The organism is Streptomyces flavovariabilis (assembly GCF_000725785.1).
GTDB classification, from domain to species: domain Bacteria; phylum Actinomycetota; class Actinomycetes; order Streptomycetales; family Streptomycetaceae; genus Streptomyces; species Streptomyces hawaiiensis.
Window position 1 is genome coordinate 365,999 of sequence record NZ_JNXD01000003.1, and the last position, 17,158, is coordinate 383,156.

Annotated in this window: 14 protein-coding genes; 7 read left to right on the top strand and 7 right to left on the bottom strand. The window is 71.6% G+C overall.

From position 1 onward, the window contains the following. Positions 1–177: 177 nt before the first annotated feature. From IO24_RS0109120 to IO24_RS0109135, 4 genes are all read right to left on the bottom strand, one after another. Positions 178–2,574, bottom strand: a complete 2,397-nt coding sequence (locus IO24_RS0109120) for a SpoIIE family protein phosphatase (RefSeq protein WP_045295971.1) — start codon at positions 2,572–2,574, stop codon at positions 178–180. Positions 2,575–2,678: 104 nt separating this feature from the next. Further along, positions 2,679–3,245 (bottom strand): antibiotic biosynthesis monooxygenase, encoded by a 567-nt coding sequence (locus IO24_RS0109125; RefSeq protein ID WP_031133766.1) that lies wholly within the window; start codon positions 3,243–3,245, stop codon positions 2,679–2,681. Positions 3,246–3,288: 43 nt separating this feature from the next. Next, positions 3,289–3,669: a hypothetical protein gene (locus IO24_RS0109130; protein WP_031133768.1), complete on the bottom strand. Its 381-nt coding sequence runs from the start codon at positions 3,667–3,669 to the stop codon at positions 3,289–3,291. Between the two features lie 262 nt (positions 3,670–3,931). Then, positions 3,932–4,849, bottom strand: coding sequence for a MurR/RpiR family transcriptional regulator (locus tag IO24_RS0109135; protein WP_031133770.1), 918 nt, complete (start codon positions 4,847–4,849; stop codon positions 3,932–3,934). Between the two features lie 155 nt (positions 4,850–5,004). Between IO24_RS0109135 and IO24_RS45585 the strand changes: the two genes are divergently transcribed. Both IO24_RS45585 and IO24_RS0109145 read left to right on the top strand, forming a co-directional pair. Beyond that, positions 5,005–5,166, top strand: coding sequence for a hypothetical protein (locus IO24_RS45585; protein ID WP_167551597.1), 162 nt, complete (start codon positions 5,005–5,007; stop codon positions 5,164–5,166). Positions 5,167–5,222: 56 nt separating this feature from the next. Continuing rightward, positions 5,223–5,624, top strand: coding sequence for a DUF3662 domain-containing protein (locus IO24_RS0109145; RefSeq protein ID WP_031133772.1), 402 nt, complete (start codon positions 5,223–5,225; stop codon positions 5,622–5,624). Between the two features lie 19 nt (positions 5,625–5,643). On the opposite strand, the gene IO24_RS0109150 is transcribed toward IO24_RS0109145, so the two are convergent. The 3 genes from IO24_RS0109150 to IO24_RS0109160 all read right to left on the bottom strand — a co-directional run bounded on the left by IO24_RS0109150 (position 5,644) and on the right by IO24_RS0109160 (position 10,371). Then, positions 5,644–7,308, bottom strand: coding sequence for an ArnT family glycosyltransferase (locus tag IO24_RS0109150; RefSeq protein ID WP_078898927.1), 1,665 nt, complete (start codon positions 7,306–7,308; stop codon positions 5,644–5,646). Positions 7,309–7,344: 36 nt separating this feature from the next. Then, positions 7,345–9,261, bottom strand: a complete 1,917-nt coding sequence (locus IO24_RS0109155) for a phosphatase PAP2 family protein (RefSeq protein WP_031133776.1) — start codon at positions 9,259–9,261, stop codon at positions 7,345–7,347. A 210-nt stretch (positions 9,262–9,471) separates the two neighbouring features. After that, positions 9,472–10,371, bottom strand: a complete 900-nt coding sequence (locus IO24_RS0109160) for an N-acetylglucosamine kinase (protein WP_031133777.1) — start codon at positions 10,369–10,371, stop codon at positions 9,472–9,474. A 240-nt stretch (positions 10,372–10,611) separates the two neighbouring features. Between IO24_RS0109160 and IO24_RS0109165 the strand changes: the two genes are divergently transcribed. From IO24_RS0109165 to IO24_RS0109185, 5 genes are all read left to right on the top strand, one after another. Next, complete coding sequence (locus tag IO24_RS0109165; protein ID WP_031133778.1) at positions 10,612–11,733, top strand: ROK family protein; 1,122 nt, start codon at positions 10,612–10,614, stop codon at positions 11,731–11,733. Positions 11,734–12,007: 274 nt separating this feature from the next. Beyond that, positions 12,008–13,330, top strand: coding sequence for an ABC transporter substrate-binding protein (locus tag IO24_RS0109170; protein ID WP_031133780.1), 1,323 nt, complete (start codon positions 12,008–12,010; stop codon positions 13,328–13,330). Between the two features lie 125 nt (positions 13,331–13,455). Beyond that, positions 13,456–14,367 (top strand): carbohydrate ABC transporter permease, encoded by a 912-nt coding sequence (locus tag IO24_RS0109175; RefSeq protein ID WP_031133782.1) that lies wholly within the window; start codon positions 13,456–13,458, stop codon positions 14,365–14,367. Next, positions 14,364–15,266: a carbohydrate ABC transporter permease gene (locus IO24_RS0109180; RefSeq protein WP_031133784.1), complete on the top strand. Its 903-nt coding sequence runs from the start codon at positions 14,364–14,366 to the stop codon at positions 15,264–15,266. Before IO24_RS0109175 ends, IO24_RS0109180 begins: the two co-directional genes overlap by 4 nt. Before the next feature lie 57 nt (positions 15,267–15,323). Further along, positions 15,324–17,156 carry a hypothetical protein gene (locus tag IO24_RS0109185; RefSeq protein WP_031133786.1) on the top strand — a complete coding sequence of 611 codons (1,833 nt, stop codon included), beginning with the start codon at positions 15,324–15,326 and terminating at the stop codon, positions 17,154–17,156. Positions 17,157–17,158: the final 2 nt, after the last annotated feature.

Sequence of the window (17,158 nt, forward strand, 5' to 3'; positions counted from 1 at the left end):
TCACCCTGGGGCGGGGCGACGCATGAGGCGCCCGAACCGCCGCGAACCAAAGGCCACGCCCATGAACGGCTCCCGCATCCCCGGCCTGGTGCTGCCCACTCTGTTCCTGCTGGCCCTGCTCGTGGGCCTGTGGTGGTACTGGCGCCATCGCGGGGACTCGTGAGGCGGGTGTGAGCCCTACCGGTCCTGAACCCCGGGAACCCGGACGTCCACCACGCACACGTCGTCCCGCCGCTCGTCCGGCAGCATCCGCGCGAGCAGCGGCCCCAGCGACCCGGGCCCGTCGCCGTGCGGAGCCGCCACCGCCTCGGCGAGGTGCTCCAGACCCCGGTCGATGCTGTCCGGCGGGTGCTCGACCAAACCGTCGGTGTACAGGATGAGCCGGTCGCCCGGGTCGAGACGGCACTCCGCCTCCTGGTAGACCGGCGAGGCCGCCGCCCCGAGCAGCATGCCCCGGGGGCGGCCCAGATACCGCGCCTCGCCGTCCCGCAGCAGCAGCGGCGGGGGGTGCCCCGCCTGCGCCCAGACCAGGCGCCGGCGTCGCCGCTCGTAGCGGGCCAGCACCATCGTGGCGGTGGCGTGGGAGTCGCGGGAGTGCAGCAGCAGCGTGTTCAGCCGGGCGAGCGCGCCGGTCAGCGACGAGCCCGTGATGACCATGCCCTTCGCGGTGAACCGGAGCTGGGCCATCGTGGCCACGGCGTCGACCCCGTGCCCGGCGACATCGCCGACCACCAGCAGCGCGTCCCCGTCGGGCAGCTCGATGGCACTGAACCAGTCACCGCCGACGTGCACACCCGACTGGGCCGGGAGATAGGCGACCTCGACGCGCAGCCCGGCCAGGTGCACGGGCCGGTTGGACATGGGCAGCAGCGCGTGCTGGAGCCGGGTGGCCAGGGTCCGCTCGGCCTGGAGCACGTCGTGCTGCGTCAGGATCGCCCGCTCGCTCTCGACCAGGGCCAGCTCCGCCCGCCGCCGGGCGGTCATGTCCTGCACGAAGCCGTGCACCTCGACAGGCATGCCGTGCCGGTCGGCCACCGCCTCGGCCACCAGCCGCAGATGCCGGATGCCGCCGCTCGTCCGGATCCGGAACGGCACGTCGAACGGCCGCCCGTCGTGGACGAGTTCATCGACGGCGCGCGTCAGCGCGGGTGTGTCCTCGGGCAGCGCGAGCTCCGGCACCTCGGGCAGGGGCACCGGGCCGTGCGCCGGGTCCCGGCCGACCAGGGAGAACACCTGGGACGACCAGGAGGCCTCATGTGTCGCCAGGTTCCAGTTCGCCCAGCCGAGATTGCCCAGTCGCTGCAGGTCCGCCAGCCGCTGCTCCTGCCGGTCGGAGGAGCCGTGCCGGATCCACGAGACGACGAGGGCGTCGCCCAGGGGCGCCACTCGTGCCTTGTACACGGACAGCTCGGCGACCCCCGCCACGACCTCTTCGTGCGCGAACGGCTCGCCCTCGTACGCCTTCCCGGTGGCCAGCACCTGCAGACAGCCCTGCCACAGCGGCTCCGCCGTCAGGGCCGGCCGCAGCTCCAGCAGCCGCCGCCCGGCCGGTTCCTCACCGGTCCGGCCCAGCAGGTCACCCACCTGCGCGGTCGCGGCCTCCACCCGGAAGTCCTCGGTCCCGCCCGTCGCGGTCCTCAGCGGCGTGAGCAGCATCGCCGCGACCGGCAGCGCCTCGAACAGCGCCTGCACCGCGTCCGTGGCGGCGTCGGCGTCGCGCTCGGGCGGTGAGTCGAAGGCACGCAGCCGGCCGGCGCACAGCCCGGTGACGCCCCGCAGGTGGGCGCGGTCGCGCGGGGTGAACACCCCGGCCCGGCCGCGCAGCACGCCGATGCAGACCTCGGCCGAGCCCGCGGCGAGCACGGGCAGCCAGGCACGCGAGCGCCACCTGTCGGGAGGGTCGCCGATGAGCACGTACCGCCGCACGTCCGAGGCGAAGTCCTCCAGCCAGCGCGGCTCGCCCGATCGCAGCGCGTCCAGCGCCGCCATTCCGGCCAAGGGCGGCACCTGGAACCACTGGGTCGCCAGTGTGTCGTCGATGCCCGCGTGCCCGGCCATCTCGAGACCGCCGTCGGGCCTGCGTGCGTAGATCAGGATCGCGTCCGCCGACATGTCGGGGCCGAGATGCTCCAGCAGACACCGGGCGAGGTCCTGCGGTGTCATCACCCGAACGAGGGCCTGGCCGAGGCGGGCCAGGGCGGCGGTGACGTCGTCCGGAGCGGCCGACCGCTCCAGGGCCGCCGCCCCGGAGTCGGTGGCCTCGACGCCCAGGGACTCGCTCGCCGCGCCGGGGCCGGACGGTGTGGGCGCGAGACCGCCCAGGGTGATCCAGCACTCCTCCAGCAGGGTGCGACGGGCGGCCTTGGCCCGCTGGAGCAGCTGCTCGCCCGCCGCGTCGGCGGAACACCCGGTCAGCGCCATCACCGCGCCCTTGGCCCGTTCCACGACAGCCGACGTGGCCGCCCGGTCGCGCAGCCGGTCCAGTTCGGCACGCTGCCGGGCGACGATCTTGGTCAGTTCGACCAGGTCCGGTGCGGCACCGGGCTGCGCCGGCGTCACGGGCTCGCTCGTCACGCGTTGAGCATTGCACACCTGGCCCGATTCGCAGACCGCCTTGTGCGCACGGACTGCTCGCCCGTCCCAGGAGCCCCGTCGGTCCCATCAGCCTTGGGGGCTGTTCAGTCGTCGTCGTGCGGATACAGCCACTGCCGCAGCAGCCGGCTGAGCCGCGGCATCACCAGGTACGTCAGCAGCGGCAGCAGTACCAGCGGGAAGACGGCGGCCCGCAGGGGCAGTGGCCAGCCGGTGGTGTGCGGAGTCACCAGCCACTGGATGAGCAGGGTGAGAGGGTAGGCGCCGAGGAAGGTGGTGAGGACCATCTTCCACCGGGGCGGGGCCTGCACGGCGGTGCCCGGGAGGCTGAACCAGGACTCCATCCCGGTCGTCGACTGGCGCTCGCTGCTGACCTCGGTGGCGATGTCCTCGATCCTCCGGTGCCAGTGCGCGCGCTCGTCGGATTCCAGCCAGGCGGCGAGCCGGTGCTGATCGGACCAGCGCAGCACCGCGTGGTAGCGGTGGCCGTCCTCGGGTGTGAGCCAGGAGACGCCCTCGTTGCCGGGGAACTGTCTGGCGCAGCGGGTGATGCCGTGCGTCCACTCCTCGAACCGCTGCTCCCGGCCGGGGCGCACCTGCCAGGTCAGGACGGTGGTCACCGGCGCGCCGCGCCGGGCTGTGGTGGTCCTCATTCCTCCACGTGTGCCACGTGCGGCGCCGGTCATGCCCGGCGGCTCACGGCTGGCGGTTCGCCTCCACCAGGGCCTGGGTCACCGCCCGGACGCTGCGCGCGATGTGCTGGAGCTGCATGACCTCGGCCGCGTACAGCTTGATCGTGTGCTCGATGACCCCCTCGTGCAGGCCGAGGCCCGGCAGGTCGGCGCGGGCGGTCTGCAGGGCGGTGCGGGCGACCCGGATCTCGTTCTGGACCTGGATCTGGGCATGCCGTGCGAGAAGAACGGGATGCCGGATGAACACGGGATATCCGGCGTAGCGCGTGGGCACCAGCTCGCGCAGCCACTTGGCCGCCGAGCGTTCCCAGTCGTAGCTCCCGGGGGTCTTGACCTGGCAGGGCCAGTCCGGGCTGATGCGCGTGGTCGTCAGGGGCATGATCATCGCTCTCGGGTGTGCGGCGTCGTGAGGGTGGACGACGAGTCGGGGCGGCCCCGGCCTAGGGGATGGCCGGGGCCGCCACGAACACCCGGGACGCCGGAGTGGGTAGGACCCGGCTCCACGGGTGCGGAACGGATCCGGAACTGCCGGGTCGCGATCCGTGAGCAGTATTTATATATGCCAACCGGTTTGCAAGCAGCATGAAAACATTCATGCGTGCTTTGTTGTGGATGGTCCCCATGTGCGGCCCGCCGCGTGCCGCCGCTCAGTCCCTGAGGAAGAACTGGTGCTGGTCGGCGACCTGCTCGTACCCCTCCAGCCGCGCCTGCGTCCGCTCCGGATCCGCGTCCGTCATGGCCTGCAGCAGCGCCGAGCACATCACGCCCGGGGCCGCGTAGGAGTCGAAGACCAGTCGCGATCCGGTCCCGATGGCGAAGACGACGTCGGCCTCGTCTGCGAGCGGCCCGAGCGCCAGGTCGGTGATCAGGGCGACCTTGAGTCCGGCGCCCCGCGCGACCCGCACGGCCGTCAGGGTCTCCTGCGCGTGCCGGGGCATGGAGAACGCCAGCACCCACGTGCCACCCGCCTCACGCGACTGCAGCAGCGCGTCGTAGGCGACGCTCCCGCCCCGCGTCACGAGCCGTACGTCCGGGTGGATCCGGCGGGCGGCGTAGGCGAAGTACTCGGCGAGCGAGACGGAGATGCGCAGGCCGAGGACCGTCAGGGGGGTGGACGACGAGAGCTTGCGGCCGACGTCGATGACCACGTTCGGGTCGGCCAGGTCCCGCCGCAGGTTCTCCAGGTTCTCGATCTCGGCGTCGACCGCCGCCTGCAGTTCGTTGCCGCGCATCTCCTCGGCCGGGCCGACGGCGAGGGTGCCCAGCGCGATCGACTGGAGCTTCTCCCGCAACGCCGGGTAACCGCTGAAGCCGACCGCCGAGGCGAACCGTGTCACCGAGGGCTGGCTGACGCCCACCCGGTCCGCGAGATCCGTGATCGACAGGAACGCCGCCTCGGTGATGTGCTCGATCAGGTACTGCGCGATGCGGCGCTGTCCCGGGGACAGCCGGGGCCGGTCGAAAAGTGCCCTGAGCTGGGCGGACGGGGAGACCTCCGCCTCGGGGGCGGCCTTCCCCGAGGTGATCGCGGATGCCTGTGCGCGTGCCTGCTGCGGCGATGGCACCGGTGCGCCTCCTTCGTCTCCCACGGACGTTCAACATAGCTCACGCACTGTGGTGACCAGGGCTTCTCCGGACAGCATGAGCGGCCCACCGCGGGGATACCCGTACGCCGGGTGGGAACCCGCCGCCGCACACGATCCCGAGAGGAGCCACCGTCATGACCGTCCCCGAGGAGAACCGGCCCAAGACGCAGGCCACGGACGAGCTGCTGGAACACCACGACGAGGACCGCTCCCGTCCGCCGGGCGCGACCGGCCGCACGATGCGCGAGGCCCTGGAGGAGGCCGAGGTGCGCCCCGACGACTACGACGACCGGTGATGGCTCACCCCAGCCACCGCAACCGAATCGACGACGCTTCCGGCAGGTGAGACGGCATGGGCGCGCTGAGTGCGCTGGAACAGACCCTGGAGAACCGCTTGGACGCGCTGTGGGCGCGGCTCCTCGACAAGGAGCCGGTCGAGGTCCTCGACGCCCTGCGACGCGAGTGCGACGACAACGCCGTCGTGTGCCGTGAGGGCCGTGTCATGGTCCCCAACGCCTACGACGTGGAACTGCCCGACGACGTGCACGACCATCTGACCCGCACCGGCACCGATGTGGGCCAGGCCCTCACCGACAGCCTGTGCCGCCACGCGGAACGCCGCGGCTACGAATTCGCCGGCCCGCTGGCGGTCCACGTGGCGAGGTGCCCCGACGTGCCCAACGGCCGCTACCGGGTGGCCGGCCGGGTCATGCACCATGTGAGCACGGACGGGTTCTTCCACGCGAGCCACTGACGCACGCGCGCCGAGGCACTCAACGGCGATACAGGGTGATCGAGTGCCCGACGTCGTGCACGGGGCGGCTGCCGCCGATCAACTCGGCCAGCCGCCCCGTGGCCTTCGCGGCCGCCGAGTCCGACACGACCAGCAGCCCCCGCACCTCACGGACCGGCACCCGACGAGGATCCGATGCCTCGATGCCGTAGAAGGACGGGACACCACTGCCCTTGTACACGAGCCACACCCGCTCGCCCGGATACCGCTCACGCAGCCGGTCCGCGAGCCGCCCGAGATCCTGCCCCCAGTCCACGTTCGAGTCGTGCAGCCACTCCCGGGTCCTGCCAGGCCCCCCGAACGCCTCGTTGGAGTACGGCAGATACCAGGGATACGCCCGCACCGAACTGACGGCGGCGAACGCCACCAGCACGGTCACCGCCACGGACACCCACCGCCGCCGCACCAGGAGCACGCACCCCGCCGCCACCGCGAGGAACAGCGGCAGGAACACCGCGTACCGGGTCCCGAAGTCCCGCGCCCCCTGCATGGCCGCCGCCAGCAGCACCAGCGGAGCGGCCAGCACATAGGGCGCGGCGGGCCGCAGCCGCCGGACGGCGACCACGGCCGCGGCACCCCCGGCCCACAGCGCGAGCATCCCCAGCGGCGTCTTCACCAGCAGCGCGGCCGGCAGGTAGTACCAGAGTGAGCCCTCGTAGAGCCGCCCGAACAGAAACCCCTGCCACGGCCGGTTCTCCAGCCCGAACTGCACGCGCATACCGTCCCGGTAGGCCTCCGGAAACGGCATCACCCCGACCAGCAGCTCCCGCAGCCCGCGCACCACGGGCACATGCTGCTCCGGAGTCCAGCGCAGCCGCGGGTCGACCATCAGATACGTGACCCACACGACGGCGACCGCGGCCAGGACCACACCGCCCGCTGCGGCCGCGGCCCGGCGCCGGCTGCCTCCGGACGCCTGCCGCACGGACACCGCGGCCAGCACCACCAGCACCGGCACGGCGGGCAGCGTACTCATCTTCGTGGCCAGCGCGGCGCCCAGCGCCACCCCTGCGAGCGGCACGTACAGCCGCGGTCTCCGGCGCGCCCGCCACAGCAGCCACGCCGACGTCAGGACGAACCCGGCGGCCGGCACATCGAGTGTGGCGAGTGAACCGTGGGCGATGACGTCGGGGGAGAAGCAGTACAGCGCGAGGGCGGCCGACCCCGCGACGTGCCCGGCCAGTTCACGGGCGAAGGCGAACACCACCAGCCCGAACGACAGGGTCAGCGTGATCACCGGAAGGCGGGCCCAGAGCATCAGCCGCCACGGATCGTTGCCCGACTCGTACAGCAGGTGCCGGCCCGACTGCCCCTGGTCTCCGGCGAAGGCCGTGTCGACCCGCGGATCCGCGAGGGCCACCCCCGCACCGATGAGCAGCTTGCCGAGCGGCGGATGCTCGGGGTTGTGCCGCAGCCGGTGCTCGCGCACGTACTCCGCGGCCGCGCCCACGTACACCGGTTCGTCGATCGTCGGGGTCTGCTGCACGGCGGTCGTGACCATCGCGAAGGCCATCTGGGCGAGCAGCACGGCCACGAGGAGCGGCACGGGCCACCGCCTGCCGGACCGGCGTGCGCCGTCCGCCGGCACCGGGAGCGAGAGCGACACCGGCCGGGGGACGGCGGGAGCGATCCAGAGGTCCCTCATGGGCCCACTCTGCATCAGCCCCCGCCGTGGAAAGCGCTACCGCCTCACGAGTCGCACCGACAGACCGTCAGCCGTGTGGACGGGCACGGCACGCAGCGTCGTCGAGTCCAGCTCGACACGGTCGAACCGGCCACGCAGCTGCGCGGCGGACAGGACGGGGACGGTCGTTCCCGCGACCGGGGGCCGCTCGGTGCCGAGCCGCAGCGACAGCACGCTGCCCCGGCCCAGCAGAACCCGCCGGCTGACCGTGAGGGCCGGACCGCGGTGCCTGCACAGCGGCAGCTCCAGTGTCGACTCGCCCTCCTGGACGTAGGAGCCGCGCACCCGCAGCACCTCGTCCGCGCGGAGCGTGCCGCCCGTGACCCGGACGTCACCCTCACCCAGGGCGCCCGGCGACGCGGCGACCAGCGTGCCGGCCTCGAGGACGGTCCCGCCGTGGTAGCGGTTGTGGCCCGTCAGGGTGAGCGAGCCCGAGCCGCGCTTGGCCAGACCGCCGTGGCCCTCGATGTCGTTGCGCCAGCTGTCGGCCGCGTGGAAGCCCCCGGCCGCCGCGTCCAGCGTCACGGTGACGTCCCGGTCGAAGGCGCCGTAGCCGTCCGCCGCGGCGAACAGGTTCAGCCGGCCCCACTGCTCGAAGCCGTCCAGCAGGACGTAGCCGGAGGGCAGCGCGGTCGTCCGCAGCACCTCGCGCCGCTGGGCCGCGGTCAGGTACGGCAGCCGCGTCTCCAGCAGCACCTCAGCGCCCTTCGGCACGGTGAGCGGGTCCTTGCGGCCGCGGCGCGGCAGGACGTACGTCAGCCGGGGCCCGACCGCGCGGGCGTTGGCCTCGCGGTCGCCGTAGGCGTCCCCGGCGCCCGGGTGGGCGTAGTCGTACAGGGTGTCCGCCGTCGTGCCGGTCCGCTGCGTGAAGTAGGAGAGGGCCTGGGCGCGGGCCGCTGCCTTGAGCTCCGCGTTCGCCGGGTCGGCCAGGGCCGCGGCCGTCAGGGCGGTGGCCATGATCCGGCCGCCGATGACGTCGACGGTGGAGTGCATGCCCGACATGATCCGGGTGTGGCTGAGCTCGAACGCCCGCGTCACCAGCTCCTGGAACCGCTCGGGGACCGCGTACGCGAAGGCCAGACCGGCCAGGTGGAAGGCGTTGGTGTGGCCGCTGGGAAAGCCGCCGTCCTCCTGCGCGTTCTCGGAACGCTGGCGCAGCAGCTGCGGGGCGACGACGACGTCCGAGTCGTACACCGGGTAGCCGAGCGCGTCCTTCGTCCCGGTGTCGACGACCTCGCTGTCCTCGTTCATCCGCCACGGGCGCGGGTACTGGAAGGCGAACTTGCCGGGATTGCCCGAGGCGAACGGCCCGCGCACGGTGTCGACCAGCTTGGCCACCTGGCCGAGGTCCGAGTCGTACGAGCCCGCTCCGAGCGCGGATCCGGCCGGGGCATCGGCGGGCAGGGTGTCGTTGATCTTCCCGGGGGGCGTGCCGTCCGGAGCGCTCGTGATCGACGTGACCGCCTTGGCACCGGAGATGTAGAGCCCGGCGAGCGGACCGAGACCGGCGATCATGGCGTAGCTCTGGTGCCGGCGGTCGTAGAGGAAGGCCTCCTTCGCCTGCGCCTCGGTGCGGGCCTGCGTGATACGGGCGCAGTAGCGCATGTTGGCGCGCAGCACCTCGCGGTCCAGGACCCGGCCGGTGTCCCAGGCGTCGCCGGTCTTCCACACCTGCGACATGCCGCCCAGGATGCGCACGACGGCGTTGGTCTCGGGGGTCAGGTTCGTGAGGACGTTCGACTTGTAGTCGTCGACGAACGCGGCGAAACCCGTGGCGGCCTTCGCGTCCGCGGCGCCCAGCCACGAGACGAGGGTCGGTGCGGCGACCACACTCGCCGAGGCACCGAGGGAGGTCTTGAGAAAACCCCGCCTGTTGACGGTTGCGGCGGTGCGGTGCCCGGCTGATGTCGGCATGGGTGCGCCTCTCTGGAGTTCTGCGCAGGGATTCTGCGGCGGGAGCTTCGGCCGTGCGGCCGGGAGGTGGTGCGAGTGCGACGTTCGGTGCCCGTGGTTGCTTCCGTGGCACCTGGTGCGTACGAGCGAAGATCTACGGCCGTGCTGTGACCCTTCGGAGAGGGTCCGGCCACCAGCCCGTGTCCGGAAGGTGAACGGCGGCCGCCCGGCTCACAGCAGCGAACGGGCCAGGGCCAGCGCGCCCTCGACCGGCGGCACCCGCAGCGGCTGCGGCCGGGCGCCGGGCAGGGACTCGGCGAGCGCGGAGGTGAACGCCTCGTACAGCGCGGGCTGGGCGAGCACCGTGCCGCCCGCCACCACCACGTCGTCCACGGGCACACCGCGGGCGGCGAGCCGTCCGACGAGCCCGGCGAGCGCCCGGCCGCCGTCGGTGATCACGGCCCGTGCGAGCGGCGAGCCCGCCTCGGCGGCGGCGAACACGGCGGGGGAGTGACGGCCCCACTCGGCGGAGACGTTGGTGGCGGCCTCCAGGGCGGCGCCGAGCGCGGGCACCTCGGCCACCCCGAACGCGGTGAGCAGGCCGGTCGCCAGCGCGTCGGGCTCCTCACCGCGGTCGTGGGCGGCCCAGACGGCCCGCGCGGCCTCACGGACGAGGCCGGCCGCGCCGCCCTCGTCGCCGAGCACCGCGCCCCAGCCGCCGACCTGGACAGCGGCGCCGTCGGGCAGCCGCCCCACGGCGACCGAACCGGTACCGGCGACCAGACCGACGCCCTTGTCCAGTCCCGCGGCGGGAACGAGAAGCTCGGCGTCGCCCACGACGAGCGCGGGCACCCCCAGCCGTTCCCGAAGCGCGTCCCGGATGCCCGCGCACTGGCGTGGCGTCTCACAGGCGTGACCGCCCACGGCGAGCGTGGACGGTCGTACGCCGGAGGGCAGGGCGTCGGCGACCAGTGCGGCCAGCCAGCCGGCGGCGGCCCCGGGGTCGTGCGGCCGCCATCCGGTACTGCTGCGGACACGGTCGACGATGTCCTCGCCGTCCGCGAAGGCGCGCAGATGCGTCTTGGTGCCGCCCACGTCGATACCGACCGCGTAAGGCGTGGAGTCCTGCACGGGTCCTCTTTCGTCGTTGCGCGGCACGGCGAACGGCAGGCGAACCGCCCGTCGGACCACGGCAGTTGAAGAGGTTGGGAAGCCCCGGGACGGGCTTCTGCCGAACACGGCAGGCGAGTACCGTGAACTTCGTTAGGAAGTTAACTAACGAAGTAGGGTGCGTCAAGAGGCACGGAATTCCCGATGCCGCGCGACCCTTGCGGCCTGCCCCGCCCGGCCGCAGCACGACCTGGGGAGACCATGCACCTGAGTGAGAGTGCCCGTGTGGTGTTCGACGTACTGGCCGGAACGGGAACGGCCACCCGCCCCCAGCTGGCGGCCGGTGCGGGCCTTTCCAAGCCGACCGTCTCCACCGCCGTGGCCGAACTCGAGGCCGTCGAGCTCGCCGCCCACTCCGGGCGCGCCTCCGGCGGCACCGGACGCAGCGCCGCCGTCTACCGGCTCGGCCCGGCCGCCGGTTCCGTGCTCGCCGTCGATCTGGGGCCCGCCAAGACCCGGGTGCGCGGTTGCGCCCTGGACGGCGCGCTGCTCGCCGAGGGAACCGGCTCACGGCAGGAGGCGGCCGACACCGTCCGCAAGGTCCTCGACGCGCTGCCCACCGGGGCTCCGCTGCGGGCCGTCGTCGTCGCCGTCGGCGATGTCACCACCCGGGACGGGGAGGGCGCCGGGGAACGCCCCGCGACCGCCAAGGCCGGACCCGTCTTCGACGCCATGGCCGTCGCGCTGCCCGAGGGCGTGCCCGTCCACCTGGAGAACAACGTCAACTGTGCCGCGCTCGCCGAACTGCACGAGGGCGCCGCCACCGGCCGCGACACCTTCGGCTACCTGCGCATCGGTGTCGGCATCGGTCTCGCCGTCGTCATCGGCGGCCGGGTGCTGCGCGGCGCCAACGGCGCCGCCGGTGAGGTGGCCCGGATTCCGTATCCCTGGGACGAGAGCCGCGCCCCGCGCCACGAGGGCCTGGAGCAGCGCATGGGCTCGCGCATGCTGCTGCGCCGGGCGGCCGAGGCGTGGCAGGACGGCGACGGCCCCTGCCCGCGCACCGCCGAGCGGCTCCTCGCCCTCTCGGGGCGGGGACATGCCACAGCCCGGGCGGTGATCGACGCGCACGCCGCCGATGTGGGCCGGCTCGCCGCCGCCGTGGCCGCCGTACTGGACCCCGGACTGATCGTGCTGGGCGGCGGTACCGGCGCGGATCCGCAGCTCCTGCCCGGGGTGCGGGCCGAGCTGGACCGGCTGAGCTGGCCCACCGAGGTGGTCAGCAGCGTGGTGGGCGACACCGGCACGGTGGCGGGCGCCAGCAGGCTCGCCGTCGCCCATGGAATTCAAACCGTGACCGGAGCTGTGCGAGCGAGGCATTGACGGCTGCGGCATCGGTCTGCCAATGTCCGGACAAGCGCTTTCTGAGTCGGCCGGGACGCCGACTCCGGGTGAGCCTCCCGCTCGTACGTGAAGTACGGCAGCCGCACGAGGGCGTGCTTGTGCGACGCCGGCCGTCATGGCCGGGGACCCCACCCGTCAAGGCGACGCGGCCGGGCGAGGCCGTGCCCCCGGAAAGCGAAATTCCTGCAAAAACGCACCCGTGCCGCCTCGGCTGGCGCCGTGCTTCTTCCGCTACGACGAAAAGGGATTGAAGATGACCAGTCTGGGTGTGCGGCGCTCCCGCCGGCTCGGCCGCGGCGGCATACGCCGTGTGGTGCCCCTCGCTGCCGTGGCCACGGCAGGTGCCCTTCTGCTCTCCGCCTGCGGGTCGGGATCCGACTCGGGCGGGAACGCCAAGTCGCTGACGTTCTGGATCTCCACGGTTCCGGGGCAGGACGCGGGCTGGAAGAAGATGGTGGCGCAGTACAAGAAGGACACCGGCGTCAAGGTCAAGCTCGTCAACATCCCCTACGACGGCTACGACGCGAAGCTGCGCAACGCCGCGCAGGCGAACTCCCTGCCCGACGTGGCGGCCGTGCCGAAGCTGGACCCGATCTGGTCGAACAAGCTGATCGACCTCAAGGACATCGCCAACAACAAGAAGAACAAGATCAACGGCAACTTCGTCGCCAAGGACTCGTCCGGGAAGGTGCTGTCCATCCCCTCGGACGTCACCGCGTCCGGCATGTTCATCAACAAGTCGCTCTTCGAGAAGGCCGGCGTCTCCTACCCGACCTCGCCCCAGAAGACCTGGACGTGGACCGACTTCATCAAGGCGGCGGACAAGGTCCGGGAGAAGACCGGCGCCAAGTACTCGCTGACGTTCGACCAGTCGCCCTCCCGGCTCCGCGCCATGGTGTACGAGATGGGCGGGAAGTACGTCCACGCGGACTCCTCGGGCAAGTTCTCGGTGGACGCGGCGACCAAGAAGGCCGTGAAGTACTTCGTCGGACTGAATGACGACAAGACCATGCCGAAGTCGGTGTGGACCAGCGGCGCCGACCCGTCGGCCATGTTCCAGAGCGGTGACGTGGTCGCCTACTGGTCGGGCGTGTGGCAGGTTCCCGCCTTCGCGGAGAGCATCAAGAAGTTCGAGTGGGCGAGCGTCCCGACTCCCGCGCAGCCGGTGCAGGCCAGCGACGTCAACAGCGGCGGCATGACGGTTGGCTTCAACAACAACGCCGACGCCGCCACAGCCGCGACGAAGTTCCTGTCCTGGCTGTACGAGCCGGCCCACTACCAGGCCCTGTGTGAGGCGTCCGGATTCCTGCCGGTCGAGACCGGCCTGAGCCCGAAGTACCCCTTCAAGTCCGAGGCGGCGCAGGCGGCGTTCAAGCTGTACAACGAGTCGATCCCGCTCTACGACCCGATCTCCGGCTACTTCAACAGTGCGCAGACGAACTGGGTGCTGAAGGGCAAGAGCCTCACCGAGGACCCGACCAAGACGGAGCTCGGCAAGGCGATCAACGGCCAGCAGTCGGCCGACAAGGCCCTGCAGAACATCGTGGCCGGCTACAACCAGCAGGTCGGCGGCTGAGCGTAGGCCGACAGGCCCGGGCGGCGGGATCGAGACACCGCCGCCCGGGCCTCAGGACCCCACGTGATGCCGGGCTCGTGGCCTGAGCCCACAGGAACCCATTCCACCAGCACGGAGTCAGGAAGATGACAAAACGCGCCTCGGACGTGTCCGTGAGCCCGCCCAGGAGACGCAGCAAGTACACCGTCGCGCCGCTCGTCCTCATCGCGGCCAATGTCGTGCTCTTCGCGCTGTTCTTCCTCTGGCCGGCGGTGATCGGGCTCGTCTACTCCTTCACGAATTACACGGGCGTAGGGGCGTTCCAGTTCGTCGGACTGGACAACTACAGCAGGCTGCTCGACGACGCCGTCTTCTACGACGCGGCGACCCGGACGCTGCTGTACACCGTGCTCTTCGTTCCGCTGAACTTCGTGTTCTCGCTGCTCATCGCGAACGTCCTGGTGAGCAAGCACGCCAAGGGCGTTTCGGTCGCCCGCGTCTTCTTCTTCATCCCATGGCTTCTGTCGCCCATCGTCGTGGGCGTCCTGTGGCGGTGGCTGTTCGGTGAGAACTTCGGACTGGTCAACTACGTCATCGAGAAGCTCGGCGGAAGCGCCGTTCCGTGGCAGTCGAACGCGGACCTGTCGCTGATGGTGGTGGTGGTGGCGGCATCCTGGGCCTGGACGGGCTTCTCGATGCTGCTGTTCATCGCGGCGATCAAGAACGTACCGGTGTCGTACTACGAGGCGGCCTCGCTCGACGGCGCCGGTCCGTGGCGCCAGTTCATCAGCATCACCTGGCCGAGCATCGCGCCCACGTCCTTCATCGTGATCCTGCTCAACACGATCCACGCGATGAAGGAATATCCGCTGTTCGCCTCCCTCAACAACGGCGGACCCGGAACGTCGAACAACCTGCTCGTCCAGTACATCTACCAGACCGGGTTCAAAGCGGGCCAGATCGGCTACGCGAGCGCCGCGTCGTTCGTGCTCATGCTCATCCTGATGGCCGTCGCGATCATCCAGCTGATCGTCAACCGGCGGGTGGAGAACCGATGACAACCACAGACACGCCGCGCAAGGTCGGTGCCGATTCCGTACGGGCCGTCTCCAGGAAGCGGCCCAGCAGCGCGGCCGGCGGTGGGCTGCGGCGCGCGGTGCCCGCGACGACACTGCTCTGGGTCCTGGCGGCCCTCTACGGGCTGCCGGTGCTGTGGTTCCTCCTCAGCTCCTTCAAACCGGCGGGAGACCTCTTCTCCCTTCCGCTGACGCTGTTTCCGCACAACCCCACACTGTCGGGTTATGCGGAAGCGTGGCGCAGCGCCAACTTCTCCCAGTACTTCATCAACACGACCATCGTGTGTGTGATCGCGACGATCCTGACGGTGGGAGTCAGCTGCTGCACCGGGTACGCGCTGGCCAAGTACGACAACAAGTGGCTCAAGGTCTTCTTCGTCGGCATCCTGGCCACCACGATGCTGCCGTCCGAGGTCATGCTCGCCCCGCAGTTCCTGGTGGTCCGCGACCTCGGCCTCTACAACTCGCTCGCCGGCATCATCCTCCCGGCCGTGCTCACCGCGACCGGGTGCTTCATGTTCCGCCAGTTCTTCCTGACGGTCCCCGACGAGCTCATCGAGGCCGCCCGCATCGACGGCGCGCGTGAGCTGTCGATCTTCCTGCGCATCATGGTGCCGATCTCCCGGCCCATCATGCTGACGCTCGCCATCCTGTCGTTCCAGTGGCGGTGGAACGACTACATCTGGCCGCTGCTGATGCTCAACGACCCCGAGAAGTTCACCGTGCAGATCGGCATCCAGAGCCTCGTCGGGGCCCAGAACATCAACTGGTCGGTGCTGCTCGGGGGATCGGTCATCTCCATGATTCCGCTGATCGTCGTCTTCCTGGTGTTCCAGCGTTACGTCATGAACGCCGACATCAACGCCGGGCTGAAGGACTGACCGTGCCCACCCCGACCCACGGCATGGCCACCTCAGGCATGAAGGGCTGATCCACCCGTGCACCTCCCCCACCAGCGAGGCCCGCTGCACGACCTCCCGGACACCCCGGAGGCGTACGACGCCGTCCTCGCCGACGTCACCGAGCAGGCCCTGGCCCGCATGACGCCGGAGGGCAATCTCGAACACCCCGACTGCGTCGACGACATCGGCGACACGTCCCTCGGCATCACCTCGCTGCTGGCCCTCGCCTGGCAGCGGGGCAAGGACCCCCGGCTGCCCGACGCGGTACGCCGCAGCCTCGCCTTCCACCTTGCCGAGCGGGTGTACACCGAGGACAACCCGGGCTACCCCAACCTGCGGGTGCGTGGCTCCGGTCTGCCGTACGCCCGTTACACCCTGGCGGCCGGCGCGCACCCCATCGGCGACTGGCCGAGCACGGTCTGGGCCCTGCTCCAGGCGGTCAACGTCCTGGACGCGGCCGACAGCCTCGTCGACGACGCCCAGCGCACCCGGCTCGCCGAGGTGGCGCACGGCTACTGGCGCTGGCTGACGGAGGCCACGTTCTTCAATCCGCAGGAGGCCGGCAACCAGGCGATCGGCTGCGTCGTCGGCGGCCTGATGCTGGCCCGGCACCTCCCGCCCGCCGAGGGCGACGCGGTGCGGCGGGAGGCCCTGCGGCTCTACGAGGACGAGATCCGCGCCCACCGGGTCGCCGACCGCGGCGCCCTTCTGCCCCCCGAGCACGGCGGCGCCTACGACAACAACTACGGCCCGATCTCCCTGTCCTTCCTCGCCCAGGCCCACCGCGTCAGCGGCGCGGAGATCTTCGCCGAGGACGGCGACGCGCTCGCCCGCTACCTCGACGCCCGCCTCACGGGCGGCGGCTTCGACAACGGCGGCCCCCGCTACAGCGAGCAGCACTCCGCCTTCGAGTCGGTGCTGGGCCTGCGCTACTTCGGCGCCCGCATCGGCTCCGACCTGGGCCGCTACCGGGGCGACAGCCGCTGGGCGCGGTACGCGTGCAAGGCCGACGGCGGGGTCGACGGCCACTTCGCGTGGATGCTGGTCTGGCAGATCCAGGACACCACGCGCTGGCACCGCGCCCCCTCGACGGCACCGGCCCGCCACCAGCTCCGCGCCGGATCGGTGTCGGTGGCCTTCGACACCCGCATGACCCCAAGCCTGGTCGAGGCGGCCGGCACCTACTACCTGCCCGCCGCCGTCAACCGCCAGCACGGCTTCGGCCCCGTCACGGACGGTTTTCTGCTGTGCCGCCCGATGGGCGAGGTCCGCGTACGGGACGTGGTGGCGGAAGGCCTGAGAGCGAAGCTGGTCACCACACCGGTGGTGGGCCGCGACCACGTCCTGCGCCACGTCCAGTCCCTGTACGTCACCGACGGCACGGCCCTGTGGACGACAGTCGCGGTCGAACGCCTCCCCGGCACCCCGTACCTGCTCGCCGGCCTGCCGTACGCCGCCGACGACGGCGACCGGGTCCGCAGGACCGCCGAACCCCGGATGACATCGGCCGGTGACCTGCGCCTGACCCACCCGGCCCCGGACGACCCGCACCACTTCGACGCCCGCACACCGGTCACCCAGGAACAGGCCGCCTTCGCCCTGGCCGCCGACCCCCGCGGCTACGGCAACCCCGACGAGGGCTGGCGCCACCTGGTCGCCTCGACGGCCCTGGAAGCGGAACCGGCCCCCGGCGCACCCGAGGACCTGCACGTCTTCGCGGTCCGCTACGGCCCGGGCGCGGACCCGTTCACGCCCGTGTTCGAGCGGGTGGGGACGGCCCTGAGGGTCCGCACCGAGGCGTTCACGGCGCTGATCGGCGAGGCCGCGGGCGACGCGCACGGCGAACCGGAACTGACGCTGTCCGCCTGACA